The sequence below is a fragment of the Dactylosporangium sp. NPDC048998 genome, from assembly GCF_043197855.1.
In the GTDB taxonomy this organism is placed as follows: domain Bacteria; phylum Actinomycetota; class Actinomycetes; order Mycobacteriales; family Micromonosporaceae; genus Dactylosporangium.
Genome location: NZ_JBICTV010000032.1, coordinates 90194 through 93857, shown reverse-complemented (window position 1 = coordinate 93857; position 3664 = coordinate 90194). Strand labels below are relative to the sequence as shown.

3 protein-coding genes are annotated in these 3664 nt (G+C 68.4%); 1 reads left to right on the top strand and 2 read right to left on the bottom strand.

What is annotated here, in order from left to right; genetic code table 11:
* Nucleotides 1–158 precede the first annotated feature (158 nt).
* Complete coding sequence (locus ACGFI8_RS39885; protein ID WP_392812668.1) at nt 159–818, bottom strand: class I SAM-dependent methyltransferase; 660 nt, start codon at nt 816–818, stop codon at nt 159–161.
* Nucleotides 819–1002: 184 nt separating this feature from the next.
* On the opposite strand from ACGFI8_RS39885, the gene ACGFI8_RS39880 reads away from it, so the two are divergent.
* Nucleotides 1003–2928 carry a hypothetical protein gene (locus tag ACGFI8_RS39880; RefSeq protein ID WP_392812666.1) on the top strand — a complete coding sequence of 642 codons (1926 nt, stop codon included), beginning with the start codon at nt 1003–1005 and terminating at the stop codon, nt 2926–2928.
* A gap of 181 nt (nt 2929–3109) precedes the next feature.
* Here ACGFI8_RS39880 and ACGFI8_RS39875 read toward each other — a convergent pair whose 3' ends face one another.
* Nucleotides 3110–3505, bottom strand: coding sequence for a VOC family protein (locus ACGFI8_RS39875; RefSeq protein ID WP_392812665.1), 396 nt, complete (start codon nt 3503–3505; stop codon nt 3110–3112).
* Nucleotides 3506–3664 lie beyond the last annotated feature (159 nt).

Below are 3664 nucleotides of genomic sequence, written 5' to 3'. Positions count from 1 at the left end.
GCCGGCGGCCATCGCATGGCGGAGTACCTCGCGCGCCATCTCACGGCCCTGTCCCTCGACCCGGCCGAGGTGGTCCTGATCGGCGACTCGGTCGGGGGGGGGGGGGGGGGGGGGGGGGGGGGGGGGGCGGGGGGGGCCCCCCCCCCCCCCGCGGGGGGTCAGGCGTCCAGCGGGCGCCGAGCGATCGCGATGACCGACTGGCCGAAGGGCGGCCGGACGCCGCGCTCGATGAAGCGGGTCAGCGGGGCCACGGTCGTGTCGTAGAACTTCACCATCGGGCCGGGGCCGGGCATCTGCTTGAGCAGGCACGTCGAGACGTAGTACCCGATCAGGCCGAGCGAGTTGGCGTAGTGCAGCTTGACGATCTCGAGGTCGGCCGCGACGAGCGCCGCGCGCATCGTCTTCTTCGTGTAGCGGCGCACGTGGCCGGTGGCGATGTCGGCTGGGCCCATCGCGAACGGGAACGCCGGGACGACGGTGATGACGTAGCCGCCGGGGCGCACGAGCGAGCGCATGGTGCGCAGGCCGCCGATGTCATCGTCGATGTGCTCGAGCACGTTGTACGAGATCGCGGCGCTGTGGTCGGCGCTGACGTCGCTGGGCAGCAACAGCTCGCGGACCGACACGCCGGGGTGGTCGGCGAACCGCTCCTTGAGCGCGACGATCCGGCCCGAGTCCGCCTCGGTCAGCGTCATGTTCGAGGTGTGCTCGAGCCACTCCGCGGCGTAGTCCCCGAGGCCGGCGCTCACCTCGATAGGATGATCACCGAGGTAGGGCGTCGCGAACGCCACGAACCACTTGCGATGGTTCTTGGCCATAGCCAAGCCTTCGAGCACTTCCGATTGGATGGCCTGGTCGCCGAGGATTGCCGCGTCCGGATTCGGCACTCTGCACCCCTACGTGAATACTGATCATGTCTGTCAGAACTGGCGTAGTGTATCGGCGTTGATAGTCCCTCGCCACCCCCTGTGGCGCACTTCGACCGCCAACTATCGTGTCATCGTGAAATTCGGGGAGAAGGCGCACGAGGTCCGCGCCGCAGTGATCGCGCTGCTCAGTTATGTCGCGTGCGCCGTCGCAGTCCTGCAGCACCTCTGGAGCGATCCACAGGGACGGATGTTTGCCGACAACGGCCAGGATCATGTCTTCTTCGAGTGGGTGCTGACGCATGCGGCACGCGTGTTCACTCACGGTGACAACCCGTTCTTCACAGATCAACTAAATGCGCCACTCGGCGTCAATCTCATGGCGAACACGTCCGTTCTCGGACTCGCGCTACCGTTGGCACCGATCACGTTACTGTTCGGCGCCGGCGTCACGTTCGTGCTCATCGACACCATCGCGCTCGCCGGAACCGCGGCCGCGTGGTATTTCATTCTTTCCCGGCACGTCGTCGCATCCCGGCCGGCCGCGTACGTCGGAGGACTGTTCTGCGGGTTCGCGCCTTCGATGATCTCGCAGAGCACCGGCCACCCGAACATCGCCGGCCAGTTCCTGATCCCCTTCATCGTGTGGAACGTGCTGCGGCTGGGGAAGCCGGGCCCCACGCTGCGGCGCGGCCTGGTGCTCGGCGCGGTGGTGCTGTACCAGAGCTTCATCAACGAGGAGGTCCTCTTCCTCACGGCGATCGCGCTGCTGGTCTTCCTGCTGGCGTACCTCCACCCCCGGGAGTACCTCCGGGTCACCCGCTCGGCCCTGCCCGCCATCGGCATCGGCGCCCTGTTCGCGGGCCTCTTCCTCGCATACCCGCTCTACCACCAGTTCTTCGGCCCGCAGGCATATCGTGGGCTACCCGATTTCGTGCACGGCTTCAGCAGCGACCTGGACTCGTTCAAGGAGTTCAGCCGGCGCTCGATCCTCGCCCCGGACGTCGCCACCATCGACAAAATGGGTGGCCCGACCGAGGAGAACACGTTCTTCGGCTGGCCGCTGCTCGGCCTGCTGCTCGCCGCCGCGGCGGCCCTGTGGCGCCAGCGCGCGGCCCGCGCGGTGTTCCTCACGGCGCTGGTCTTCGCGCTGCTGTCGCTGGGGACGGACATCAAGTACAAGGCCGAGCCAACCGACTGGCACGGCCCGTGGGAGTGGGTGCATCACCTGCCGCTGTTCGACTCCGTCGTGCCGACCCGCCTGGCCCTGGTCATCGCACCGCTCGTCGGCGTGCTGCTGGCGATGCTGGTCGACCGCTACGTGGCCGGCGTCAAGCCCGCCCCGGAGCCCGACGCCGCCTCCCCCGCCCCGACCTCGACGGCCACCTCAATGGCCTCGACCGCCAACGCCTCCGTGGCCTCGGCCGCCGATGATCGCGGCATTTCCGGCGACCCGTCGGGTTTGTCCGGGATGTCGGAAGTGGCGGTGGGGGTCAAGACAGACATCAAGCCAGCCCCGGAGGAGACCACTCCGGCGGCCCGCTGGCTGTGGGCCGTGGCGCTGTTGGTCGCCCTGGTACCGCTCATCCCGACCCCGCAGCCGGCGTCGGACCGCTCCCCGATTCCCGCGTTCTTCAGCAGCGGCACCTGGCGCGAGACGATCCCCGAGAACTCGACGATCGTGCCGCTCCCGCTGGGTTGGTACGAGAGCCTGGACGCGATGCAGTGGGCGACGCGGGCGAACCTCGAGTTCCGCATCGTCGGCGGCTACTTCCTGGCGCCCAACCCGGACGACCCGGACAAGGTCGCGATGTTCGGCCCCGCGACCCGCCCGACGATGCAGATCATCAACGACGCGGGCGGCAACGGCACGGTACCGCAGATCACCCCGGACCAGCAGGCCCAGGCGAAGGCCGACATCGCGTTCTGGCATGCCGACTTCCTGGTCCTGCCGGACCAGCACGGCAACAGCGAGGCGATCCGCCAAACCGCCGAGCAACTCTTCGGCCCCGGCCACCACGTCTCAGACGTCTGGATCTGGAAGGTCGAGCAACGCCCGTAGCTCGGCTGGTGGCACCGGTCCGGCAGCAGGTCTCCGTGATCATGCACCCGGCGGCCGCGGCGCGCGGGGTCTGCCGTGATCACGGAGTAAACGTGCTGCTCCTTGTACGTTTTGACTCCGTGATCACGGCGAACCGCGCCGCGCCCAACCGGCGGTCGCACTAGCCGGTTACGCGCGCCCCTCAGGCGTTCGCGGCCGCCCCGCCGTTCCAGTCGACGAGCTGGACAATGACGCCGTTGGGATCGCGCACCTGGAAGGCCCGTTCCCCCCACTCCTCCACCGTCAGCGGCATGGTGATCGCGACGCCGCCCTGCTGGAGGCGGAGAAGCTCGCCCTCGAGGTCATCCACGACGAAGGCGAGAATGACCCCGGCGGCGTGTACGTCCCGCTGATCGTCGGGCAGCGTCGCCAGCCCCTGCCGAAGAAAGACGACGTTGAGCCCCACGTCGTCCCGCGTCAACGAGGCGAACCCGTCGGCCGCCATCTCCTCCCGAAACCCGAAGTGCTCCTGCAGAAACCGGCTGGACGCATCGGCATCGACCACGTTGAGCGACACCGCCGAAGAACTGACCCGCACCGCAACCTCCCCGGAGACGAAACTCTCTACACTGTAGATCGAAACGGGGTCGGCGACAAACGGTGGGCTTGAGCAGCGACTTCAGCAGCCATCCGACGCGGGGAGGCGCGCCCCATGGCGGCCCGATGCGGCGAAAACGGCCCGGCAGAGCGCAGCGCG

What these genes read in the sequence shown, in the direction of transcription:
- ACGFI8_RS39885 (WP_392812668.1), bottom strand. Translation starts at nt 818, where the DNA reads ATGGCCAAGAACCATCGCAAGTGGTTCGTGGCGTTCGCGACGCCCTAC.